The organism is Microbispora amethystogenes (assembly GCF_016863015.1).
Taxonomy (GTDB): domain Bacteria; phylum Actinomycetota; class Actinomycetes; order Streptosporangiales; family Streptosporangiaceae; genus Microbispora; species Microbispora amethystogenes.
Window position 1 is genome coordinate 77,308 of record NZ_BOOB01000050.1, and the last position, 21,715, is coordinate 99,022.

19 protein-coding genes are annotated in these 21,715 nt (G+C 72.9%); 12 read left to right on the forward strand and 7 right to left on the reverse strand.

Going from position 1 to position 21,715, the window contains the following annotated elements; translation table 11 throughout:
* Positions 1-72: 72 nt before the first annotated feature.
* Positions 73-1,479, reverse strand: coding sequence for an FAD-dependent oxidoreductase (locus Mam01_RS29730; protein WP_204288518.1), 1,407 nt, complete (start codon positions 1,477-1,479; stop codon positions 73-75).
* A 403-nt stretch (positions 1,480-1,882) separates the two neighbouring features.
* Between Mam01_RS29730 and Mam01_RS29735 the strand changes: the two genes are divergently transcribed.
* Together Mam01_RS29735 and Mam01_RS29740 are read left to right on the forward strand one after the other, a co-directional pair.
* A complete protein-coding gene (locus tag Mam01_RS29735) occupies positions 1,883-3,067 on the forward strand; it encodes an acyl-CoA dehydrogenase family protein (RefSeq protein WP_204288519.1) in 1,185 nt (394 codons plus the stop codon).
* A 147-nt stretch (positions 3,068-3,214) separates the two neighbouring features.
* Positions 3,215-3,958: a DUF2306 domain-containing protein gene (locus tag Mam01_RS29740; protein WP_239101726.1), complete on the forward strand. Its 744-nt coding sequence runs from the start codon at positions 3,215-3,217 to the stop codon at positions 3,956-3,958.
* Between the two features lie 135 nt (positions 3,959-4,093).
* Here Mam01_RS29740 and Mam01_RS29745 read toward each other — a convergent pair whose 3' ends face one another.
* Positions 4,094-4,567, reverse strand: a complete 474-nt coding sequence (locus Mam01_RS29745; RefSeq protein WP_204288520.1) for an SgcJ/EcaC family oxidoreductase — start codon at positions 4,565-4,567, stop codon at positions 4,094-4,096.
* Positions 4,568-4,952: 385 nt separating this feature from the next.
* On the opposite strand from Mam01_RS29745, the gene Mam01_RS29750 reads away from it, so the two are divergent.
* From Mam01_RS29750 to Mam01_RS29775, 6 genes are all read left to right on the forward strand, one after another.
* On the forward strand, positions 4,953-6,494 hold the full coding sequence (locus tag Mam01_RS29750; RefSeq protein WP_204288521.1) for an acyl-CoA carboxylase subunit beta: 1,542 nt from the start codon (positions 4,953-4,955) through the stop codon (positions 6,492-6,494).
* A gap of 112 nt (positions 6,495-6,606) precedes the next feature.
* On the forward strand, positions 6,607-7,080 hold the full coding sequence (locus Mam01_RS29755; protein ID WP_150934812.1) for an Lrp/AsnC family transcriptional regulator: 474 nt from the start codon (positions 6,607-6,609) through the stop codon (positions 7,078-7,080).
* Positions 7,081-7,180: 100 nt separating this feature from the next.
* A complete protein-coding gene (locus Mam01_RS29760) occupies positions 7,181-9,517 on the forward strand; it encodes a HelD family protein (RefSeq protein ID WP_204288522.1) in 2,337 nt (778 codons plus the stop codon).
* 542 nt (positions 9,518-10,059) lie between these two features.
* Positions 10,060-11,628 carry an apolipoprotein N-acyltransferase gene (gene lnt / locus Mam01_RS29765; protein ID WP_239101727.1) on the forward strand — a complete coding sequence of 523 codons (1,569 nt, stop codon included), beginning with the start codon at positions 10,060-10,062 and terminating at the stop codon, positions 11,626-11,628.
* The gene (locus Mam01_RS29770) at positions 11,628-12,371 is read left to right on the forward strand and encodes a polyprenol monophosphomannose synthase (protein WP_150934814.1); all 744 of its coding nucleotides are present in this window, start codon (positions 11,628-11,630) and stop codon (positions 12,369-12,371) included. Before lnt ends, Mam01_RS29770 begins: the two co-directional genes overlap by 1 nt.
* A gap of 83 nt (positions 12,372-12,454) precedes the next feature.
* Positions 12,455-12,994, forward strand: a complete 540-nt coding sequence (locus tag Mam01_RS29775) for an FxsA family protein (RefSeq protein WP_239101728.1) — start codon at positions 12,455-12,457, stop codon at positions 12,992-12,994.
* A 274-nt stretch (positions 12,995-13,268) separates the two neighbouring features.
* Here the strand turns inward: Mam01_RS29775 and Mam01_RS29780 are convergent, their stop codons facing one another.
* The gene (locus Mam01_RS29780) at positions 13,269-14,141 is read right to left on the reverse strand and encodes a PRC-barrel domain-containing protein (protein ID WP_204288523.1); all 873 of its coding nucleotides are present in this window, start codon (positions 14,139-14,141) and stop codon (positions 13,269-13,271) included.
* Positions 14,142-14,319: 178 nt separating this feature from the next.
* Positions 14,320-15,021, reverse strand: coding sequence for a CBS domain-containing protein (locus Mam01_RS29785; protein ID WP_204288524.1), 702 nt, complete (start codon positions 15,019-15,021; stop codon positions 14,320-14,322).
* A 227-nt stretch (positions 15,022-15,248) separates the two neighbouring features.
* Between Mam01_RS29785 and Mam01_RS29790 the strand changes: the two genes are divergently transcribed.
* From Mam01_RS29790 to Mam01_RS29800, 3 genes are all read left to right on the forward strand, one after another.
* Positions 15,249-15,911 (forward strand): CBS domain-containing protein, encoded by a 663-nt coding sequence (locus tag Mam01_RS29790; protein WP_204288525.1) that lies wholly within the window; start codon positions 15,249-15,251, stop codon positions 15,909-15,911.
* Positions 15,912-15,964: 53 nt separating this feature from the next.
* Positions 15,965-16,954 (forward strand): Acg family FMN-binding oxidoreductase, encoded by a 990-nt coding sequence (locus tag Mam01_RS29795; RefSeq protein ID WP_204288526.1) that lies wholly within the window; start codon positions 15,965-15,967, stop codon positions 16,952-16,954.
* A 414-nt stretch (positions 16,955-17,368) separates the two neighbouring features.
* Entirely contained in the window at positions 17,369-17,956 is a 588-nt protein-coding gene (locus tag Mam01_RS29800) for an Rv1733c family protein (RefSeq protein ID WP_204288527.1), read from the forward strand.
* A 52-nt stretch (positions 17,957-18,008) separates the two neighbouring features.
* Here the strand turns inward: Mam01_RS29800 and Mam01_RS29805 are convergent, their stop codons facing one another.
* From Mam01_RS29805 to Mam01_RS29815, 3 genes are all read right to left on the reverse strand, one after another.
* The gene (locus Mam01_RS29805; RefSeq protein ID WP_204288528.1) at positions 18,009-18,389 is read right to left on the reverse strand and encodes a hypothetical protein; all 381 of its coding nucleotides are present in this window, start codon (positions 18,387-18,389) and stop codon (positions 18,009-18,011) included.
* A gap of 146 nt (positions 18,390-18,535) precedes the next feature.
* Positions 18,536-19,498: an alpha/beta hydrolase family protein gene (locus Mam01_RS29810; protein ID WP_204288529.1), complete on the reverse strand. Its 963-nt coding sequence runs from the start codon at positions 19,496-19,498 to the stop codon at positions 18,536-18,538.
* A 65-nt stretch (positions 19,499-19,563) separates the two neighbouring features.
* Positions 19,564-20,586, reverse strand: coding sequence for an aldo/keto reductase (locus Mam01_RS29815; protein ID WP_204288530.1), 1,023 nt, complete (start codon positions 20,584-20,586; stop codon positions 19,564-19,566).
* Between the two features lie 184 nt (positions 20,587-20,770).
* On the opposite strand from Mam01_RS29815, the gene Mam01_RS29820 reads away from it, so the two are divergent.
* Complete coding sequence (locus tag Mam01_RS29820; RefSeq protein ID WP_239101729.1) at positions 20,771-21,685, forward strand: TetR/AcrR family transcriptional regulator; 915 nt, start codon at positions 20,771-20,773, stop codon at positions 21,683-21,685.
* Positions 21,686-21,715 lie beyond the last annotated feature (30 nt).

Here is a 21,715-nt window from a genome sequence, read left to right on the forward strand (position 1 = left end):
CGTGGTCACGGCTCTGGAGATCACGGCTCTGGGTCACGGCTCTGGATCACGGTTGTGCGTGACGGGCCCGGGTCACACGTCGGCGACCGCGTCGCTCTGCCGTACCGCCCGCGTCCCGGCGTCGTCCTCGGCGGGCCGCCGCCACATGTGCCGCAGGACGCGCGTCACGTTGGCGGGCCGCAGGAGGGCCTGCGGGGGGTCGATGAGCCCGGCCGCCCGGATGAAGGCGTCGCCGAGCCGCGCGTCGTGCACCGCCGCGCTCTGCAGGCGGGCCACGTACGCGTTCGCGAGCCGGGTCCGCGGCGTGCGCCGCCCCTCGACACCCGGGTAGCCGAGGTCGGCCCCGGCGGAGAACTCCCACGGCCCGCGCACGTTCGCGGCGACGTCGCGGAAGAACGCCGCGGGCCGGGGCAGCCGGCCGGAGGCGAGGTGCCGCCGCAGCGTCAGCGACTCCAGCGCCGTGACGGTCATCCCCTGGGCGTAGAGGGGGTTGAAGCTGCACACCGCGTCGCCCATGACGAGCAGGCGCTCGGGGAAGCGGCCGAGGCGCTCGTAGTGCCGCCAGACGCTCGCCGGGAACCGGAACGACACCGGGTCGTCCAGCGGTTCGGCGTCCCGGATCGCCTCGTAGATCTCGGGCACCGGAAGCGACCGCGCGAAGGCCTCGAACCCCTCGGGGTCGGCCGGCGGGTGGTCGCCCAGCATCCCGGTGAGCGACAGTTCGATCCGCCCGCCGTAGCCGGGGAGCTTGTAGAAGAACGCGCCGCGCGGATGATCCGGCGTCGGGGCCGGGATGATCGCCAGGTCGTCGCCGAACGGGTCGGAACGCAGCCGGTAGTGGCGGGTGGTGTAGGCCAGCCCGATCGTGACCCGTTCCTCCTCCGGCCGGGCGTAGCCCAGGTCGGCCAGCCACGCCGGGGTGCGCGACCCCCGGCCGGTGGCGTCGATCACGAGGTCGGCGTCCAGCACCTCCTCCCGCGAGCCCTCCGTCCGCCGCTGGATCCGGGCTCCGGTCACCGTGTCCCCGTCAGGCGTCGTCGCCAGTCCGGCGACGTCGTATCCCTCCATGAAGACCACGTTGGGGATGTTCTGTACCCGCCGGCGGACATGGTGCTCCAGGACCGGCCGGGTGGCGGGTACGGAGACGAGCCCTGACCGGGACGGCTTGAGCCTCCGCCCGTTGACGTACCAGCGGATGTCGCCGTTGAAGTCGCCCGGTTCGACGCCCGCCGCGCGCATCTGCTCGGTCAGGCCGGGAAAGTGCCCTTCCAGAATCTGGTGGCCGCGCGCGACGAGGCCGTGCGCGTGGCGGCCGTGCGGCACGCCCCGCCGGGGGCCGGTGACGTCCGTCAGGTCGTCCCGGTCCACGATCACGACCTCGGCGAACGCGTCGGCGAGCACCCTGGCCGCCAGCAGGCCGCACATGCTCCCGCCCAGCAGCACCACTCGGTCCGCGACCCGGTTGCCCATTGCGGTCATCTCCTCGAACGCTCGATAAGGAAAAGGGCCTGTCTCCGCGCGGCGCCGTTTTCGTGCGGCGCCGTTTTCGTGCGGCACTGTTTCCGCGGCGCTTTCCGCAGGACGCCGCGCGTGGAAAGCCGCGGCGCCGTACGGCGACCGGCCCGGGTCGCCGGACGCCTTCGGGCGAGCCGGCGCACCGCCACCATGAATGCTTCTCCAGCGGCCGGCGCGAGGGCTTCTCATCGATTGCGCTGTGAGTGCAATCCAGAAGAAGCGCCGCGAGAAACGAATGGGCGAGGGTCGGATATGCGACCGCGCCGCCACCGCCCACATGCGGGTTCCGGCGGCGTGGCCCGGCCAGGACGTCGACGACCCCGGCGGTGCGCGGCACAGTCGGGGCTGCCTTCACGAGGAGCGCTCCATGGACATCGCAACAGCACCGACGAGGGACGAACTGGTTCGTCGCGCCTCGGAACTGGTGCCGCTGCTCCAGAAGCACGCGAGCTGGGCGGAGGAGAACAGACGGCTGCCCGACGAGGTCGTCGAGGCGATCGAGGACGCCGGCCTGCTCCGGCTGCGCGTGCCCGCCCGGTACGGCGGCTACGAGTGCGACACGCGCACCGTCGTCGACGTCGTGACCGAGCTGGCGCGGGGAGACGCGTCCACCGGCTGGACCTTCGCGGTCTGGTCGATCTGCTCCTGGCTGACCGGCCTGTTCCCCGACGAGGTCCAGGACGAGGTCTTCGCCACCCCCGACGTGCGGGTGTCCGGGCTGCTCAGCCCGGGCGGCGCCGCGACCCCCGCCGACGGCGGCCTCACGGTGAACGGCAGATGGGCCTTCAACACCGGTGCGCTGCACAGCCAGTGGAACTCGATCGTCGCGATGGCGCCCACCCCGGACGGCGCCGGTCAGTGGCCGGTCCTGGCCCTGGTCCCGGTGTCCGACCTGGAGATCGTCGACGACTGGCACACCTCCGGGCTCCGGGCGTCCGGCAGCGTGACGACCGTGGCCAGGGACCTGTTCGTGCCGATGCGGCGGGTCCTGCCGATGGGCCCGGTGCTGCAGGAGCACTACGCGTCCGAGCGGAACGCCGCGACGCCCGTCTACCGCACGCCGATGCTGCCGACCGCCGCCACCTCCACCGTCGGCACCGTGCTCGGCCTCGCCCGGGCCGCGCGGGAGGTCTTCTTCGAGCGGCTCCCCGGACGGAAGATCACCTACACCGCCTACGAGAGCCAGCGTGAGGCGCCGATCACCCATCTGAAGGTGGCCAAGGCCGCCGCGCTGATCGACGAGGCCGAGTTCCACGCCCACCGCGCGGCCGCGCTGCTGGACCACAAGAGCGCCGCGGGGGAGGAGTGGGAGATCGAGGAGCGGGCCCGCATCCGGCTCGACCTGGGCTGCGCCTACGAGCGGGCCAAGGAGGCCGTGGACGTCTACAACTCCGCGAGCGGGGCCTCCTCCGTCTACACCTCGGTGCCGATGCAGCGGATCGCGCGGGACGTCCAGACGCTCAACCTGCACGCCATCCTGCACCCCGACACCAACTACGAGCTGTACGGGCGTGTCCTGTGCGGGCTCGAACCGAACACGCTCTACATCTGATCCGCACTCCCCGCGGGCCCGGCGTCCGGCCGATCCCGGCCCGCCCGGGAGCCCGCGGGGCCGTCCCGGCGGCGGGAGGCCCATGAGCCGCAGGCCCACGAGGCGGCCAGGTGGGCGACGCGCCGATGCCGACAGGAGGAACCGACGGTGATTCCGGACACGGAGAGGACGGCGCCGCGGGCGACGCCGGTCCGGCGGCCGGAGGGGCGGCCCGGCGGCCGCCCGGCCGCCCCCGCGGCGCGGCGGCCCCGCGCCTGGTGGCGCAGGCCGTGGATCATCCCGCTGGGGATCGTGGTCGCGGCCTTCCTCGCCTACGAGCTGCCGCCGTACCTGACGCTGGACCCGGCCCGGGCCCGGGTCGTCCTGCCCGCGGGCTTTCCGCCGAAGTACGCCGTGCTGATCGGGCACATCGTCTTCGGCACCGTCGCGCAGGTGACGATCTTCCTGCAGATGTGGCCGTGGCTGCGCCGGCGCCATCCGGCGGTCCACCGGTGGTCCGGACGCGTGTACGTCTTCGCCGGCGCGATCCCGAGCGCGGTGGCGGCGGTCGTCATGCTGCCGTTCACGCCCGTGCCCGGCCGCGTCGGCGTCTCCACGGCGGCCGTCCTCTGGCTGGTCACGACGGTGATGGGGTATCTCATGGCACGGCGCCGCCGGTTCGCCGAGCACCGCCGCTGGATGCTCTACAACTTCGCGATCGTGGCCGGCGTCAACTACACGGGCCTGGCCGTCGTGGTGGTGGGAACCCACCTGCCGGTCGCCGTCGACCCGGTCTACCTCATCGAGGCCGCCCGCTGGCTGGGCTGGGTCGTGAACCTCGTCGTCGTGCAGTGGTGGCTCGACCGGAGGCGCACCCGCCCCGCCGCCGGGTTCGCCGGGCTCGCCGGGTGAGTTCCACGAAGTGACGTCTCATGGAGTGCATGAAGTGAGTGCATGAAGTGACGGAGAAGGGCGGAGGCGCCGGGTGACCGGCGCCTCCGCCCTTCCTCGTGTCCGGCTGTGTCCGGCCGTGTCTCAGCCGGCGGATCAGCCGGCCGTGTCGGGGAGCGGGACCGCGGCGCCCAGCGGCGTGTTGACGTAGCCGCTGATGGCCCACTGCCCGTCCCGCCTGGTGAAGAGCCACATTCCCCTGATGGCGTCCTCCGCCGTGACCTCGGCCGACCCCGGCCGGTAGGCCCCGCCCTGCGAGACCAGCACGATCACGTCGGCGGCGGCGTACCTGAGCTCCAGGGGGACACCGGCCACCCGGGTGCCCTTCCACTTCCCCGCGAAGGCGGCGTCCATGTAGTCACTGATCGCGGCGCGGCCCTTGAGGTAGGTGACGCCGGGCAGGATCAGGGTGGCGTCGTCGGTGTAGAGCTTCGCCATGGTCTCGGCGTCGTGCCCGGCCCACGCGCCGGACAGGGACCGCATCACCGAGAGCACGGCCGCCGCGTCGTCCTGACTCACGGTCACGGCCGGTGCCGCGGGGGTCCCGGCTGTGGGGCGTGTACTGGTCATCGCTGTTCCCTTTCGCCTTTCTGCGCGAGCGGCCGGTCGGCGCCGGGCCGGTCCGGCCACGCGGAAAACGCCCGGAAATGAATTCCCGCGTTCTCGCATCGTTCCATCAGTGCGTACCGGCCCGCATATCCGAGAATGCGGAGCCGCGAATTCCGGCGTTTCACCTGCCTGTTTCTGTGCGCAATTCAGGAGATGCCCGGCCCGGCCGGAAAAAGCGACGATACGGCGAGGACGGCGAAAACGACGAGCGAGGAGGGGAGAGGCGGTGGCGACTCCGCGGACTGAATTCCTCCCGGTGGCGGTGCCCCGTCAGGGCGGCGGGAGCCGGGACGGACGCCCTCCCGCCGGCGGGAGGGCGCCCGAGCCGGCGGACCAGGCGCGGCCGATGCCCGTGCTCCGCGAGGAGCACGGGCGGCTGAGGCGGCGCATCCTGGCCGGGCGGCGCGAACAGGTCGACCGGCAGCACTCCCTCGGCAAGCGCACGGCACGTGAACGGCTGGACCTCCTGCTCGACGAGGGGTCGTTCGTGGAGGTCGACATCTACCGGCGGCACCGGGCCCACACCCTGGGCATGGCCGAGCAGCGCCCGCACACCGACGGCGTCGTGGCGGGCTCCGGGACGATCGGCGGCCGCCGGGTCTTCGTCTACGCCCAGGACTTCACCGTCTTCGGCGGCTCGCTCGGCGAGGCGCACGCGGAGAAGATCCACAAGGTGATGGACCTGGCCGTCGAGAACGGCGCGCCGCTCATCGGGATCAACGACAGCGGCGGGGCGCGCATCCAGGAAGGGGTCATGTCCCTCGACGGCTACGGCGGCATCTTCCGCCGCAACGTGCAGGCGTCGGGGGTCGTGCCGCAGATCAGCGTCATCCTCGGGCCCTGCGCCGGGGGAGCGGCCTACTCCCCGGCGCTCGCCGACTTCACCTTCATGGTGCGCGACGTCGCGCGGATGTACCTCACCGGCCCCGACGTCGTACGGGCCGTCACCGGGCAGGAGGTGGGCCACGACGAACTCGGCGGCGCCGACGTCCACGGCAGGCGCACGGGGGTGGCCGCGTTCGTCCACGACGACGAGGAGAGCTGCCTGGAGGACGTGCGTTACCTGGTCTCGCTGCTGCCGGGCAACAACATGGAACCCTCGCCGGCCCTGCCGCCGTGCGGCGCGACGACGGACGTGCGCCCGCGGCTCCCGGAGATCGTGCCCGTGGAGGCGAGCAAGCCGTACGACATGCGCACGGTGCTCGCCGAGATCGTGGACGACGGGGAGTTCCTGGAGGTGTACGAGGGCTGGGCGCGGAACGTCGTCTGCGCCCTGGGCCGCGTCGACGGGGAGGTGGTCGGAGCCGTCGGCAACCAGCCGATGGTGCTGGCCGGGGTGCTCGACGCGGACGCCGCCCAGAAGGCGGCCCGGTTCGTGCGCTTCTGCGACGCCTTCGGGATCCCGCTCGTGACGCTGGTCGACGTGCCGGGCTTCCTGCCGGGAACCGACCAGGAGCACGCGGGGATCATCCGGCACGGCGCCAAGCTCCTGTACGCCTACTGCGAGGCGACGGTGCCGCGCGTCCAGGTGATCGTGCGCAAGGCGTACGGCGGGGCGTACATCGTGATGGACTCGCGGTCCATCGGCGGCGACCTCTCGCTCGCCTGGCCCACCAACGAGATCGCGGTGATGGGGGCCGAGGGCGCCGTGAACGTCATCCACCGCAGGGAACTGGCCGCCGCCAACGATCCCGACGGGCTGCGGTCCGAGCTCGTCGCGGAATACACGGCGCAGCTCATGCATCCGTACTTCGCGGCGGAGCGCGGGCTGGTCGACGACGTGATCGATCCGGCGGACACCCGGGCGGCGGTCGCGCGGGGGCTCGCGATGCTGCGCAACAAGCGCCGGCAGCCGCCTCCCCGCAAGCACGGCAACATCCCCCTCTGAGGACGCGCCGTGAGGACGCGCCGGTGAGGGCCCGGGAGTGAGAGCGTTCCACCGCCGCCGGGGTCCGGCGGCGATTCCCCGGGCGGGTCCCGCCGCCGCTACCGTTGCAGGGGTGGAGGAGATAGATCGCCGCATCGTCACGCTGCTGGCGGCGGACGGCCGGATGAGCTTCACCGATCTGGCCAAGGAGACCGGGCTGTCGGTCTCCGCCGTTCACCAGCGCGTACGCAGGCTCGAAAAGCGCGGAGTGATCCGTGGATACGCCGCGCTCGTCGACTACGACGAGATCGGTCTGCCCCTGACGGCGTTCGTCTCGATCAAGCCGAACGACCCCTCCGCGCCGGACGACGCCCCGGTGCGGCTCAGCCATCTGACCGCGATCGAGGCCTGCCACAGCGTCGCGGGGGATGAAAGTTACATCCTCAAGGTCCGCGTCGCCTCGCCGCTCGCCCTGGAGGAACTGCTCCAGCAGATCCGCGCCTCCGCGAACGTCAGCACCCGCACGACGGTCGTCCTCAGCACGCCGTACGACTACCGCTCCCCGGTGCTCGGAAGGGAACCGGACGTGGGCGCCGCCGAGGGGTGACCTGCCAAAGCGGGCAAACGTCCCACCAGGGGACGCATATGTGACTTCGTCACGCCCGATGATGGGGAAGGGCGGGACGGCACGTAGAATCTGGCGGCCTATGCCACCATCTTCGACGGGCGAGCTGGCCCGGGAGCAGAAGTACGTCGCGACGCTGTACGAGCGCCTCGACGTGCTGCGGGAACGCACGCGCGGGCAGCTCGACGCCGTGCTGGCCCAGGGGGCCTCCGGCACCCACCAGAACCGTTCGGAGCGCGACTCGTTCGCCGGCATGTACGCCCAGCGTCTCGCCCGTCTGTGGGCCGTGGAGCACGGCCTGTGCTTCGGCCGGCTCGACCTCGCCGAGGACGGCGAGCCGGCGGAGAGCCGGGCGGAGGAGAGCCACGCCGGCGAGGACCGGGCCGGCCAGGACCAGGCCGACGAGAGGCGGCTCTACATCGGCCGCATCGGCCTGTCCGACGACGACCAGCAGCGGCTGCTGATCGACTGGCGGGCCCCGGTCGCGCAGCCGTTCTACCGGGCCACCCCGGCCGCCCCGATGGGCGTCACCCGGCGGCGCCACCTGCACAGCCGCGGCCGTACGGTCACCTCGATCGACGACGACCTGCTCGACCTCGACCGCATCAGCGAGGCCGACCGGGCCACGCTGAACGGCGAGGCGGCCCTGCTGGCCGCGCTCGGCGAGAAGCGCACCGGCCGCATGCGCGACATCGTCGCGACGATCCAGGCCGAGCAGGACAAGATCATCCGAAGCGACCTGAACGGCGTGCTCGTCGTCCAGGGCGGGCCGGGCACCGGCAAGACCGTGGTGGCCCTGCACCGCGCGGCCTACCTGCTCTACACCTACCGGGAGCGGCTGGAACGCCGCGGCGTGCTGATCCTCGGGCCCAACCCGACGTTCCTGCGCTACATCGAGCAGGTGCTGCCGTCCCTCGGCGAGACCGACGTGCTGCTGTCCACGGCCGGTGAGCTGTATCCGGGGGTCACCCCGGGCAGGCGGGAGCCCGCCGAGGCCGCCGCGGTCAAGGGCCGGGGCGCGATGGCCCGGGTGATCGAGCGGGCCGTGCGGGAGCGCCAGCGGATGCCGCGCACACCCGTGCAGATCAGGCTCGACAAGTTCACCCTCACCCTCGACCGGCAGACGCTGGAGGCGGCCCGCTCGAAGGCCGGCCGCTCGCGCCGGCCGCACAACCAGGCCAGGGCCGTGTTCGTCCGGCACCTGCTGACCGCGCTCACCCGGCAGGCGGCCCGGCACCTCGGGCGGGCCTCGCTCGACGAGGCCGACTTCGCCGACCTGCGTGAGGAGCTGCGCACCGAGGAACCGGTGCGGGTGGCGCTCAACCGGCTGTGGCCGTACCTCACGCCCCAGCAGCTGCTGATCGGCCTGTTCACCGACCGCGGCCGGATGACCGCGGCGGGGCTGGACGCGCGGGAGTGCGACCTGCTGCTGCGCGAGCCCCCCAGGCCGGGCGAGAGGCCCGGCGACAAGCAGGGGGAGAACTGGTGGAGCGAGGCCGACGTGCCGCTGCTCGACGAGGCCGCCGAGCTGCTCGGGGACATCGACGAGGGCGTGCTGCGCGCGGCCCGCAGGGCCGAGCAGGAGCGCGAGGAGCGCATCGCCTACGCCCGCGAGGTGCTGGAGCTGACCGGCCTCGCCGACGTGATGGACGCCGAGCGCTTCGCCGAGCGGCACCAGGCCGACGACCCCTACCTCACCACCGCCGAGCGGGCCGCCCGGGACCGTACGTGGGCCTTCGGCCACGTGATCGTGGACGAGGCGCAGGAGCTGTCGGAGATGGCCTGGCGGATGGTGATGCGCCGCTGCCCGAGCCGGTCGATGACGATCGTCGGGGACATCGCGCAGACCGGGTCGGCCGCCGGCGCCGCGAGCTGGGGCCGGGTCCTCGACCCGTACGTCGCGGGCCGGTGGCGCGAGGAGCGCCTCACCGTCAACTACCGCACCCCCGCCGAGCTGATGGAGGTCGCCGCCCGCGTGCTCCAGCTCGTCGGCCCCGACCTCAAGGCGCCGGAGTCGGTGCGGGAGACCGGGGAGCGGCCGTGGGCCCTGCCGGTCGCCTCCCTGGCCGAGACGGGCCCGCTGGCCGCCGCGGAGGTGGTCGAGGAGGGCCGCGTCGTGGTGATCGTCCCGGCGGGCATGGCGGCGGAGATCGGGGACATCGTACGGTCGGCGGTGCCGGGCGCCGCGGTCGGGACGGGCCCGGCGGCGCTGGACGCGCCGGTCGCGGTGCTGCCGGTCGCCGAGGCCAAGGGGCTGGAGTTCGACGCGGTGATCGTGGTCGAGCCGGGGCTGATCCTGCGCGAGTCGCCCCGCGGGCCGAGCGACCTCTACGTCGCCCTCACCCGCGCCACGAGCCGCCTCGGAGTCGTCCACAGGGGTGAGCTGCCGGAGGTTCTGGAGGGCCTGGGACGGCGCTGAGCCGGGCACCCCTCCTACCTGCGGAAACGTGGTGTTTGCGCTGGTCGGAGGGTGGTTGACAACTGCGCTGAGGTCGGTAGTTTGCTGCGCAGTCCAGCACGGGACTGACCGGTTGGCCGTACTGTGGCGCCGTCGGCTCCTGCGTCGATGACGGAGCGTGGCTCCCGGGCCTGACCTGGGAACACCTCCGTCAGCACACCAGGCGCAGAGCCGCGTCCCGCCTAGGCGGGGCACCCCAGCCGGCCGGGGGGTTGGACCCAGGAGGGGCCCGGGCGCCCAGTAGACAACGGAGCTCCGCGCCCGCCGCCGACGGGACGGAACCGGTCCGAAGGGCGCCCGGGACCCCTTTCCCCCTCTCCTCTTCGCGAAGATCACCACTGCGGCGGCCGTAGAGTGGCCGGGGCTCGGTTTGGCGGGCTCCGGAGTCGTCTGCGACCCTGGACCTCGGTGAGTACGGGGCAGGCGTGGCACCGGCTCGCGGCAGTTCATCGGGCTTCCAACGGACGCACCGGTGCTCGGAAGAGGCGAGGAGAGACCGCTCCGTGGCATTGAAGACGGCGCAGGAGCCGGCGTCGGCCGCCTCCCGCGCGGGCTCGTGGCGGGCGCCGGAGGCGCCGGCCCGCCTCGCCGCATCCGTCGTGGGCGGCGTACTGCTCTACCTGGCCTTCCCGCCGTCCGGCTGGTGGTTCTGCGCCCCGCTGGGCGTGGCGCTGCTCGCCCTCGCCCTGCGCGGCGCCCGCCTCCGCCGGGCCGCCTGGATCGGGTACGCGGGAGGGCTCGCGTTCCTGCTGCCCACGCTGGCCTGGGTCCGTCCCATCGGAGACGACGCCTGGCTGGCCCTGGTGGGCGTCGAGAGCCTGTTCTGGGCGGCGCTGGCCGTCGCGGCCGTGCTCGTGATGCGGCTGCGCCTGTGGCCGCTGTGGGTCGCCTGCCTGTGGGTGGCGCAGGAATGGGCCAGGGGGCTGTTCCCCGTCGGGGGCTTCCCGTGGGCGCGGCTGGCCTTCAGCCAGGGTGAGTCGCCGTACACGGGCTTCGCCGCGCTGGGCGGCGCGCCGCTTGTAAGTTTCACCGTGGCCCTCACGGGCGCACTGCTCGCCGCGCTGGTCAGGGGGCGTCCGGCGAGGTGGCGCGCCGACCGGGTGGTTGCCGGAACGTTCCTCGCCGCGATAGCCGTACCTGTGCTGGGGCTTGTCGTGCCCCGGCCCGGCGACGAGGGCAGGACTGTGCGGATCGGGGTCATCCAGGGCAACGTCCCTGGGCGGGGGATGGACTTCCTCGGCGACGAACCCGCCGTCGTGCTGCGCAACCACGCCGACGAGACGCACCGCATGGCGCAGGCCGTGCGCGTCGGCACGCTCACGCGCCCCGACATCGTGGTCTGGCCGGAGAACTCCACCGACATCGACCCCTACGACAACGCGTACGCCCGGGAGGTCATCGACTCGGCGGCCAAGGACATCGGCGTGCCGATCCTGGTCGGCGCGGTCGTCAAGATCGGCGCCGAGAACCGGGCCACCCGCGGGGTGGTCTGGGACCCGGTCACCGGGCCCGGCGCCTACTACGACAAGCGGCGGCTCGTGCCGTTCGGGGAGTACACCCCGTTCAAGGACGTGTTCCTGGCCCTGTCGTCGCGGGCCAACCTGGTCGGCCGGCAGTCCGTCGCGGGCGACCGGCCGGGCGCGCTGCGGATGGGGCCGGTCACGATCGGCGCGGTGGAGTGTTACGAGGTCGCGTTCGACGGCACGGTGCGCGACACGGTGCTGGCGGGCGGCACGCCGCTGGTGGTGCAGACCAACAACGCCAGCTACGCGCTCACCAACCTGCCCCCGCAGCAGCTCGCGATGTCGCAGCTGCGCGCGGTGGAGTTCAACCGCGCGGTGGTCACCGCCGCGACCACGGGGATCTCCGCGTACGTCGGCCCGGACGGCCGGGTCGGCTGGCGGACCGGTGAGCTCGTGGCGGGCATGAATGTGCTGGACGTGCCGGTCAGGACGCAGAAGACGGTGGCGGCGCGGGTAGGTGCGCTACCGGAGTGGGTTTTGGTACTCATGGGAGCCGGAGCGACGGTGGCGGCCATCTCTGGGGCCATCTCTGGGCGGAGGAGAAGCTGATGGAGCGGACCCCAGGGCGGGTGCTCGTTATCGTCCCCACGTACAACGAGCGGGAGAACCTCCCGTTAATCACGCGGCGGCTCCGCGAGGCGCTGCCCGACGTCCACCTCCTCGTCGCCGACGACAACAGCCCGGACGGCACCGGCCGGATCGCCGACGAGCTGGCCGAGCGGGACGACCACGTGCACGTCATGCACCGGACGAGCAAGCAGGGGCTCGGCGCGGCCTACATCGCCGGGTTCCGGTGGGGCCTCGCCGAGGGCTACGACGTGCTGGTGGAGATGGACGCCGACGGCTCCCACCAGCCCGAGGAGCTGCACAAGCTGCTCGACCTGGTGGCCGACGGCGCCGACCTCGCCATCGGCTCGCGCTGGGTGCCCGGCGGCAAGACCGTCAACTGGCCGGTCTCGCGCGAGTTCCTGTCCCGGGGCGCGAACACCTACGTGCGGCTGGTGCTCGGCATCCCGGTCCGCGACGCCACGGCGGGCTTCCGCGCCTACCGCGCGGCCACCCTGGAGAAGATCGAGCTGGACGGCGTCGAGTCGCAGGGCTACTGCTTCCAGGTGGACCTCACGCTCCGGACCGTGCGGCAGGGCCTGCGGGTGAAGGAGGCGCCGATCACGTTCGTCGAGCGCACCGTGGGCAGCAGCAAGATGAGCCGTAAGATCATTCTTGAGGCGTTCTGGCGCGTCGCCCTCTGGGGCATCGCCGGCCTGGGGGAGCGGTTTCGCCCACGGCGATAAGCGCGAAGGCGATCCACAGGAACCCCGGCGGGCGCGGGGACGTTGACCGCAACGTACGGGTGCCGGGGTGAGTGGGGCGAGAAATGGTGCGGATCGGGCTGTTCCTGGGGTTCCTCGTGGTGCCCGTCCTGGAGATCTGGTTTCTGATCCAGGTGGGCAGCGTGATCGGCGGGTGGCAGACGGTCGCCCTGCTCATCGCCGACAGCCTCGTCGGGGCCTGGCTGGTGCGCCGCGAGGGACGGCGGGCGTGGGCCGCGCTGCGCGGCGCGGTCGAGTCGGGACGGATGCCCGACCGCGAACTGGCCGACGGCGCGATGATCGTGGCCGGCGGCACCCTGCTGATGACCCCCGGCTTCCTGAGCGACGTGTTCGGGTTCTTCCTGATCCTGCCGTTCACCCGGCCGATCGCCCGCCGGTGGCTGTCGTGGTTCCTCGGCCGCCGCGTACGGTGGCTCGCCGCCCGCTCGCCGTACGCGCCGCTGTTCGGCCAGGTGGAGCCGGACCCGGCGGCATCCGCTCAGGCGCGGTCCGGGCGCGGGGACGGCTCCCGCGGCCGGGTGGTGCGCGGCGAGGTGATCGAGGAGGACCCCCTCTCGACCCCCGGCGACAACCGCTCGCACTGACCCGAGCCCCGGCCCGGACGCCTCGCCAGGGCGGCCCGGCCCCGGCCTTGGTCGACGCAGCGGGTTGACGTGGTGGGCCGACGCGGCGGGGGAGCCCTGTGGGTGCCCGGCGACGTCCGGTCGCACCGCCCCGGGGAGCCTCGCCGCTGCGGTCCGGCCCCGGATGCGTCGACGCGTGGAGCGGACGGGGTCCGGACACGCCGCTGCCCCGGCGGCGGAGGCACACCGGGGCAACGGGGCTGGTGACGGGCGAACGCCCGTGCCGGAACCGGGATCAGAGGCCGGGGCCCCGATGGTCGCGGTCCCGCTCGGCGTCCGGATCCTCGTAGCGGTCGCGGTTCTTCGCGTCGGTGCCGAAACGCTGCCCGGCGCGGATGTCCGGAGTGGCGTCGAAACGCTTCTCGGCGCGGGTGCCGGCGTCGCCGGCGAACCGTTCCCCGGAACCGCTCACCGGGTCGCCGTCCTCGAACCGCTCCTGTGACCTGCTCGCCGGGTCGTCCATGTCGTACGGCTCGCTGGAGGTGACGCCGGTGTCGCCGCCGCCGAAGAGCTCGCCGGAGCGGGTGGCCGGGTCGCGCGGCGCGAGCGGCTCACCGGGCCGCGTGCCGGGGATCTCGGCGTCCAGCCGGTCCATGGAGCCGAGCGACGGGTCGTCGGTGCCATACCGCTCCCCGCGGTGGGTCACCGCGTAGTCCGTCCCCGTCCCCGCGTCGACGGTGCCGTCCGCGGTCTCGCCGGGGCGGCCCAGGCGCTCGCGCTCGCGCCGCCCGCCGCTGTCGGCCCAGCCGGTCAGGCTGTCGGCCTCGTTGGCGCGTTCCCAGGCCTCGTCCCAGCCCATGTCGTAGTGGCGGTAAAGCAGGCGCTCCTGCTCGGCGGACAGGTGCCCGCCCTCCTCCAGGTCGACGTCGGGGGCGTTCTTGACGTGCTCCTTGTCGTACGGGACCTCGATCCCGTCGGCCGTCACGTTCGCCTCGTGGAGGGGAACGAAAGCCTGCTTGGTGTGCAGCAGGCCGGTCTTCAGGCAGAGCCACTTCGGCAGGCCGGTAGCGTCGTCCAGGAAGACGTGCGCGACGTCGCCGATCTTGTCGCCGTTCGAGTCGTGGACCGGGTGGTCGAGCACCATGGGGATCTGCTCGTGGGTGATCACGCGCTTCTCCTTGTCTCTCGCTTTGTCGGTCCTTGTCTGGCTACCGCCGATCGGCCGGTGAAAACCACTTCCGCGCAAAAACACGGGCATCCGCGTCTTCCCCGGCACCCGTTCTCCGTCCGCATCGGCCCAGGTGAACGGCGCCCGCCGTAGCACCGAACCCGGCCCGAAAAATACGTCAGCGTCCCTCCCAGGGGCCGAGGTCGTCCTCTTTCCATTCGAGGCGGTCGGCCACGCCCAGCACTCCGTTGGTCCGCTCGACCATCCGCGTGAGAACGCGGGCCTGCGAGCGGCGTCCGACGGAGCCGGTGAGGGTCACCACCCCGTTCTCGACCGACACCTCGACGCCCGACAGGTCGGCCCACAGGCAGGTGCCGACGACGTCCTCGCGTATCTCGCGGGCGATGTCGGCGTCGCCGCGGGCGAGGACCTTGAGCAGGTCGTGGCGGCTGATGATGCCGACGAGCACGTCCTCGTCGTCCACGACCGGCAGGCGCTTGACGCCGTGCTCGCTCATCAGGCGGGCCACGCTGACCACGCTGGTGTACGGCCGGGTGGTGAACGCGGGAGCGGACATGATCTCGGCCGCGGTCACGCCCCGGGCCCGCTCCTGGGTCCGTGCGGCCCCGTGGCCCACGGCCTCGCGAATTCGGGCGCGCAGGGGCGGCCGGTAGCCCTCGCGGTAGAACTGCTCGCGATACTCCTCCTTGCGCAGCAGGTCGGCCTCGGAGACCAGGCCGATGACGTGGCCCTCGCCGTCCACGACGGGCACCGCGCTGACCCCATGGGCGATCATGATCTCGGCCACGTCGCGGAACGGCGTGCTGCCGTTGACGGAGGCGACCTCACTCGTCATGACGTCCCGCACCTTCATGTGCATGATCGGCTCCTTCCGGACGTGGTCCTTCATCTCCCATCGCATCGCGCCGCGGACCCGGCGCGAAGGGACCGACGACCCTCCCAGCCGGGCCCTTCGCCACCATCCCGGCGCGGGCGTGCCCTCCGGAAGGATCGGTGGCCGAAAGTCCCGCCCACTCGGGACCTTCACCGCTCACCCGGGGGAACGCCGGCGGGGCACGCTGGCATGGAGAGATGGGAGGCGTCGTCATGACGGCGAAGGTGAAGGATGTCATGGGCAAGGTGGCCATCGCGGTGCGGATGGACGCGTCGTTCGCGGACCTCGTCGCCACCATGCGGCGGTTCGGTGTGGGGGCGGTCACGGTCATCGACGCCGACCGGCGCCCGGTGGGAGTGGTCTCCGAGGACGACATGCTGCTGAAGGAGATCGACCTGGGCGAGCACGTGTTCGGCGGTCCGCGCCGGCGCGTGGAGCAGCGCAAGGCGGCGGGCACGAACGCCGGCGAGATCATGACGCGACCGGCGATCACGGTGACCGGCGGCACTCCCGTGCGCGACGCGGCCCGGCTGATGCACCGCAACCGCGTCAAGCAGCTCCCGGTGATCGACGCCATGAGCGGCCGCATCGTGGGCACCGTCCACCAGGGCGATCTGCTGCGCGTCTTCGCACGGCCCGCGGCGGAGATCCGGGCCGAGATCGAGCGGGTCGCCGGCCGGATGGATCTCGACCTCGGCGACCTCGGCATCGCCGTCTCCGGCGGAGTGGTCACGATCAAGGGGCAGGTGCCCCGCAGATCTGTCGTGAAGCCGCTGCTGCACGCCGTACGCCGGGTCGAAGGCGTCGTGGAGGTCGACGCCGACGACCTCGCCTTCCTCGTCGACGACCTGCTCATCGCGCCGCCGCTGCTGTAGCTCGGCGCGCTACGGCGGCAAGGCCGGTACGCGCCCTGCGAGGGGGAAAGACCGTGAACACTCGCACATCTGAAGGGATCGCGCAGGCGGCGCGGGAGGCCGTGGAGGCCGCCCTGTGGGCGCCCTCGATCCACAACACCCAGCCCTGGTCGTTCGCCGTCTCCGGTGACGAGATCAGCCTGCGCGCCGACCCGGACCGGAGGCTGCGCGTCTCCGATCCGACCGGCCGCCAGATGATCATCAGTTGCGGCGCCGCGCTGTTCAACGTGCGGATCACGCTGATGGCGCTCGGGTACGAGCCCGAGGTCCGCCGGCTGCCGAATCCGGAGGGCCCGATGCTGCTGGCCACCGTGCGGGTGCGGCCGGGACGCGAACCGGGCGAGCACACCCGCCTGCTGTACGGCGAGGTCCAGCGCCGCCGCACCCACCGGGCCGGGTTCACCGCGCTGCCCATGCCCGACCCGCTGACCGACGCGCTCGTACGGGAGGCCGCGGCCGAGGGGGCGCACCTCGCGCCCGTCAGGTCGGAGGCTCCGGCGCGGGTGCTCGCAGCGCTCACCGGGGCGGCCCAGGACGTGCAGGCGCAGGACCGGCAGTTCGTGCTCGAACTCACGCGCTGGGCCCGGCCTCCGGGGAGCGTGCGGCGGGACGGCGTGCCGGTGGCGGGCTACCCGACCGATCCCCGGCGGACCTACCCGCAGCACTTCGCGTCCCGCGACTACAGCAGGGGACACGAGTGGGGGGCGGCCCCCGAGGAGCGGGTGTCCACCTCGACCGGCCTCGTGGCGCTGCTCAGCACGCCGGGCGACGCCCGGGAGGACTGGCTGACCGCGGGGGAGGGACTGCAGCGGATGCTGCTGCACGCCTCCGCGTACGGGGTGAGCGTCGCCTTCCACACCCAGGCGCTGGAGATGTGCGAGCTGCGCGAGTTCATCCGCAGGCACCTGTGCTCCGGCGAGGCGCCTCAGATGATCATGAGAATGGGCTTCGTCCTCGACGAGAGCGAAAGCGTCCGGCGCACCCCTTCCGACGTCCTGGAGTAAGCCTCCGCCGCCGCAGGGCGCCGAATACCGGCGCGGGACGGATCGGCTCGTAGCGGCGAAGCGCCGGGGTGGGCGTGTGGAGCCAGGGGCAGGTCGTCCGGAGCCGCTGGTGACAAACCGGCCACGTCGGTCGCCGCCGCGTGCCGCCGCGTGCCGCCGCGCGCCTCCACTGTGGGGCATGCGCGGCCTGAGTGCTTTCGGCCGGATTTCCTCACTTTCGTGTGGTCTGCGCGTGCGTGGAAGGCGGAGCCGTGGGCAGTGGAGACGGACCGCCGGCCCGCCCGAGGTCCCGCCCACGCCGTCCGGTCCGCCGGACCTCCGGCAGCGACCCTTCAGGGCTCACTCTGGGGGCTCCACTCCGGGGGCTCACTCTGGGGGCTGACGGTGGCGTGGACCGTGCGTGGGAGGTGTGCCATGAGATCGATCGCCCGCTGGGTCGTGGCGGGGCTGCGCCGCTACCGGCCCGACCGCAACCCGCTGCGCCGCCGGTCGGACCGGATCGAGGCGGGGCTCGTGGCGGCCGTGCTGGTCGCGGTCCTGCTCGCGGTGTGGCCCGCCGCGCTGGCCGCCCGCGCGGCGTACGGAGGCGGGCACGCGGCGGCGGGGCCGGGGGCGCGGCACCTGGTCGAGGCGACGCTGACGGGCGGGGCCACCGCGAGCGCGGCCGACGCGCACGTCCTGTTGGGGGCGACGGCGGCGCGCTGGCCGCTGCCGGACGGCGGGGTCCGCGAAGGCATGGTGCCGGCGGCCCTCCTGCTGCGGGACGGGCCCCGGGCCCGGCTGTGGATCGACGGCGAGGGCAGACCGGTCACACCGCCGCCGCATCGCGCCGAGATGACCGCCCGGGCGGGGCTCGCCGCCTTCGGCGTCATGGCCGGCGCCCTCGCACTGGCCGCCGCCGGTCTCGTCCTCGCGCGGCGGCGGCTGGACCGCGCCCGCTACCGGGCGTGGGACGCCGCCTGGGCCGACGCCGACCAGCGGTGGCGCAGGCATCGGATCTGACCGGTCTCACCGGCGGGATCAGTGAGGCCGGTGAGGCGGTCACCGGCCTCGGTCAGCGCATGAACTGGCAGACGTCCCCGCCTCCGGAGGCGTTCTGCACGTTGTTCTGCCCGGCGTTGGTGACGGTGCTCTGCTGCGGGCCGCCCAGGAAGGACGGCGTGTAGACACCGACGAGATTCTGGTTGTATCGGCCGTTGCCGGACCGGTAGGCCCTCGCGTGGATCCGGGAGCCCCGGGCCACCTGCCGTACGCCCGGTCCGGGTTTGGCCGCGACGGCGCGCGGCCGATGGCGGTGCGTCGTCGCGGCGTCCGCCGGAGGCGGCGCGGCCAGGGTGACCGCGGCCGCCGCGGCGGTCAGCAGCGCGGCCACGCCGAGGCGCAGGACCGGCGGGACCGGTTCGGATCGGAGAGCTTCCGCGCGGAGAGGCACCACCGGAGAACCTCCTACAATCCGGCACTACGCGGACACAAGCGACATATGTTCCGTACCCGCACTATTGGTGCGAGACATGCGCCTTGGGGAAGTGGGGGAAGGGAAATTACCCGCGAAACGACCGTTACGGCCCGGCACTCACCGGTTCACTTCGACTCCACCGCCCCCAGCGGTTCAGGCATGGCGTTCAGCGCGTCGGTCGCGTCGGCCCAGGCGGAGTCGCCGGGGTAGAGCGTGGTGCGGAGATAGGCCCAGACGAGCGCCCGCAGCGCGGCGACGCGCTCGGGGTTCTCGTCGGTCGTCTCCGCCCCGTCGTACATGGCCACGCCGCCGAGGCCGTGCTCGGCCCCGAACAGCGTCAGCAGGCTCTTGGGACCGGGGCTCAGGTGGTAGGCGTCGGTGTGCCAGTCCTTCCGGTCGGAGAACGCCGGGTTGTGGTCGTTCTCGCCGACGATGACGAGGGCGGGCGTGGTCATCGAGGCGAAGTCCGTGGTCTTCAGGACGGAGAGGTGCTCGGACGCGAACGCGGCGAGGTCCTCACCTCCGCCCGGCGGAGCGAGGAGCACGCCCGCCCTGACGCGGGCGTCGGAGAGGTCCACCGGCGTCCCGTCGGCCGGATCGGCGACCCCCTGGCCGCACAGCAGTCCTACGGTGTGCCCGCCCATCGAGTGCCCGGCCGCGGCGATCCGGCTGTGGTCCAGGCGTCCCTTGAGCCCCGGTACGGCGGCCTCGATCCGATCGAGGTGATCCAGGATGTGACGCATGTCCTCGGCCCGGGACCGCCAGTACACCGGCGCCTCCGGGTCGTACGCTTCGCGTAGCCCCAGCGTCGTCGAGTCCAGGTGGGTGGGCTGGATCACGACGAAACCGTGGGCGGCCCAGAAGTCCGCGAGGGGCCCGTAGCCGTGCAGGGAGGACACGAAGTTCGACGGCCCGTGGCCGTGCGACAGGAGGATCACGGGCAGGTCGCCCCCGGTCGCGGGCGCGGAGACCTTGATCCGCAGATCGACGGGCCGGCCAGGGACCGGCAGCACGACAGGGCTGAAGGTCGTGACAGGGGTGGGATCGCCGACGGGAATGCCGGCGGCTTCGGTGAACGGCGTGCTCATGCGAGACTCCTTGAGCGGGCGCCGGGCGGGGCCGGCGGCGGGTGGGATCGGTGGCGGGGGCGCTTTCAGGCGGCGGAGCGTTCGGTGACCGGCCGGCGGCGGAGGTCCGGGCGCAGGAGGGCCGGGGGCCGGTAGGCCTGGTCGAGCGCGCCGACGTCGGTGCCGGGCGGGACGATCTCGTCGATCTGGTCGAGGATCTCGTCGGTGAGCGTGACGTCGACGCCGGCGAGCAGGTCGTCGAAGTGCTCCATCGTGCGCGGCCCGATGATCGCGCTGGTAACGCCGGGATGAGCGATCGCGAACGCCATCGCGAGGTGGGTCATCGGCAGGCCCGCCTTCTCGGCGACCGGGATGAGCCGCTCGACGGCGTCGAGCCGGCGCTCGTCGTTCAGGTGCCGGAAGAGGCCCGCGCGGCGCAGGTCGTTGTGCTGCCCCTTCCGGACGCGGCCGGTGAGCAGCCCCTGCGCGAGCGGGCTCCACACCAGCGTGCCCATGCCGAAACGCTGCGCGACCGGCAGCACCTCGCTCTCGATGCCGCGGTTGAGGATCGAGTAGGGCGGCTGCTCGGTGTGGAACCGTTCGAGGCCGCGCCGCTCGGCGACCCACTGCGCCTCGACGATGTCGGAGGCGGGCATCGTGGACGATCCGATCGCGCGGACCTTCCCGCTGCGGATCAGGTCGGTGAGCGCGGAGAGCGTCTCCTCGACGTCGGTGTCGGGGTCCGGCCGGTGGATCTGGAAGAGGTCGATGTGGTCCGTCCCCAGACGGCGCAGCGAGTTCTCGACCGCGGTCATGACCCAGCGCCGCGAGGCGCCCTGCCGGTTGGGGTCGTCGCCCATCGGGCGGCCCATTTTGGTCGCCAGGACGACGTCGTCGCGACGTCCCCGGAGCGCTCTGCCCACGACCTCTTCGGAGTCGCCGTAGACGTCGGCGGTGTCGATGAAGTTGATCCCCGCGTCCAGTGCCTTGTGGATGATGCGGATCGAGTCGTCGGGGTCGGGGTTGCCGAAGGACGTGGCGAACATTATCGCGCCGAGGGCGAAGGGGCTGACCTTGATGCCGGTGCGGCCCAGGGGTCGGTAACGCATGTGAGAACTCCTGACGACGAGTGGTGACGATGACCAGGCGGTGGCCGCCGGGTCCTGCGAGCAGAGGGGTGTGAAATCCGGCATGCGAGACGCCGGAGCGTGCCGTATCCTGAGGCGAAGCGGAACGGCTTTCCGGAAACGACTATACGGAAAGCCTTTCCGGTTACGCAAGTGGAGGAGGGCCGTGACGGAGGATGCGGTGCCGGAGAACGCTGTGCCGGCCGGACCCGGCTCGACCGGCGGCACGGGCAGCACGGGCAGCACGGACGCCACGAGCGGCCCAGGCGGCATGAGCGGTGCGAGCGGTGCCGGCGGTGCGGGCGGTGGCGGTGCCGGCGGTGCGAGCGGTGCGGGCGGTGCCAGCGATGCAGGCGGTGCGAGCGGTGCGGGCGGTGCCAGCGATGCAGGCGGTGCGAGCGGTGCTGGCGGTGCGGGCGGCGCGAGCAGTGCCGGCAGGGCGGACGCCGCTGGCGCCACCGGCGCTGGCACCACCGCCGGCACGGGCGGCGCGCCCGGGCGTGCGCCGCGCCGGCTGCGCGCCGACGCGCAGCGCAACGTCGACTCCCTGCTCACGGCGGCGAAATCCGTCTTCGCCACCTCGGGCGTGGACGCGCCCGCGAAGGAGATCGCCGACCTGGCCGGGGTCGGAGTCGGCACGCTGTACCGGCACTTCCCCCAGCGTTCCGACCTGGTCAAGGCCGTGTTCCAGCGCGAGGTGGACGCCTGCGCCGAGGCGGCCCCGGCGCTGATGGCGGAGCACGGGCCGGGAGAGGCGCTCGCCCGGTGGCTCCACCGGTACACCGAGTTCGTCGCGACCAAGCGAGGCCTCGCCGCCGCCCTCCACTCGGGCGATCCGGCGTTCGACGCCCTGCCGGGCTACTTCATGGGACGGCTGGGGCCCGCACTCGGGTCCCTGCTCGACGCCGCCACGGCGAGCGGCGAGATCCGCACCGGCGTCGGTCCCGAGGACCTTCTCCATGCCGTCGCCAACCTGTGCCTGCCCATGGCGGGCGAGGGAGCGGCTTTCAGCCGGCGCATGGTCGGGCTGCTCGTCGACGGGCTCCGCTATGGCGCCGATGCGAGCCAGGCTCGCTCTTGAGCGAGGGAATCTGACCGGTTTCGTCATCTC